Source organism: Paracraurococcus ruber, assembly GCF_004353985.1.
Taxonomy (GTDB): Bacteria; Pseudomonadota; Alphaproteobacteria; order Acetobacterales; family Acetobacteraceae; genus Paracraurococcus; species Paracraurococcus ruber.
On sequence record NZ_SMOA01000563.1, the window covers coordinates 1 to 1,416 of the forward strand.

Annotated in this window: 1 protein-coding gene; it reads right to left on the bottom strand. The window is 77.2% G+C overall.

Annotated elements, in window-relative coordinates; translation table 11 throughout:
- Window positions 1–1,369: beta-ketoacyl [acyl carrier protein] synthase domain-containing protein (locus E2C05_RS31760; RefSeq protein ID WP_133223585.1), on the bottom strand; the 1,369-nt coding region annotated here is incomplete at its 3' end.
- Between the last annotated feature and the right edge of the window lie 47 nt (window positions 1,370–1,416).

The following is a 1,416-nucleotide window of genomic DNA, read 5'->3' on the forward strand; positions in this document are numbered from 1 at the left end:
CCAGGTCGCGCAGCGCGGCGGCGGAGCGGGCGGAGAGCAGCAGCGGCGGCAGCGGCCCGCCCGCCTCCTCCGGCCGGGCGCGCGGCGCCGGCGGGGCGCCGAGCAGCGCCGTGGCATTGGTGCCGCCGAAGCCGAAGCTGTTGATGCCGATGACGGCGCGCCGGCCGCCGCGCAGCGGCTCGGGCGCGGTCGGCACGCGCAGGTTCAGCCCGGCGAAGTCGATGGCGGGGTTCGGCGTCGCGTGGTGCAGGGAGGGCGGGATGCGCCCCGCCTCCAGCATCGCCAGCGCCTTCAGCAGCCCGACCATGCCCGAGGCCGGCTCGGCATGGCCGATATTGGTCTTGGCCGACCCGATCGGCAGCGGCGCGGCGCGGCGGCGGCCGATGGCCGCGCCGATGGCGCCCGCCTCGACCGGGTCGCCGGCGGCGGTGCCGGTGCCATGCGCCTCGAAATAGGCGATCCGGTCCGGGGCGACGCCGCTCCCGGCCAGGACCTGTTCCAGCAGCGCCTGCTGCGCCGCGCCGCTGGGCAGCGACAGGCCCATGGTGCGGCCCGCGGCGTTGACGCCGGTGCCGAGGAGGACGCCGCGGATGGCATCGCCGGCCGCCAGCGCCTCCGCCAGCGGCTTCAGCAGGACCACGCCGGCGCCTTCCGCCCGGACATAGCCATCCGCCCGCGCGTCGAAGGCATGGCAGCGGCCGGAGGGCGAGAGCATCCCGGCCTTGGCGAAGCCGAGGAAGGGATAGGGCGAGAGCAGCAGGTTCACGCCGCCGACCAGCGCCGCGGGCAGGCGGCCGGCGCGGATCGCCTCCGCCGCCCAGTGCAGCGCGACCAGCGAAGCGGAGCAGGCGGTGTCCACCGCCTGGGCCGGGCCGCGCAGGTCGAAGACATTGCCGATCCGGTTGGCCAGGATCGACAGCGCGCTGCCGGTCATGAAGTAGCGGTCGCCGGCGGCGATGTCCGACCGCCGCATGTCGCTGAAATCGGTCAGCGAGGCGCCGATGAAGACCCCGGTGCCGCTGCCGGCCAGCGCGCCGGGCGGGATGCCGGCATCCTCCAGCGCCTCGGCCGCCACTTCCAGCAGCAGGCGCTGCTGCGGGTCCATCTCGGCGGCTTCGCGCGGGGAGATGCCGAAGGCGCCGGGATCGAAGCCCGTGACGTCGCCGATGGTGCCGGCGGCGAAGCTGTAGGTCTTGCCCGGCTCCCCGCGGCGGGGATGCAGGAAGGCCGCCTGGGCGAAGCGGTCCGGCGGCAGGGTGGTGACGGCGTCCTGCCCCGCCTCCAGCAGCCGCCACCAGGCTTCGAGGTCCGGGGCGCCGGGCAGGCGGCAGGCGGCGCCGATGATGGCGACGGGGCCGGTCCCGCCCATGGGCCCGCCCCGCGGCCGCGGGACGGCGCCGCTGCCGCCGCGGCGGC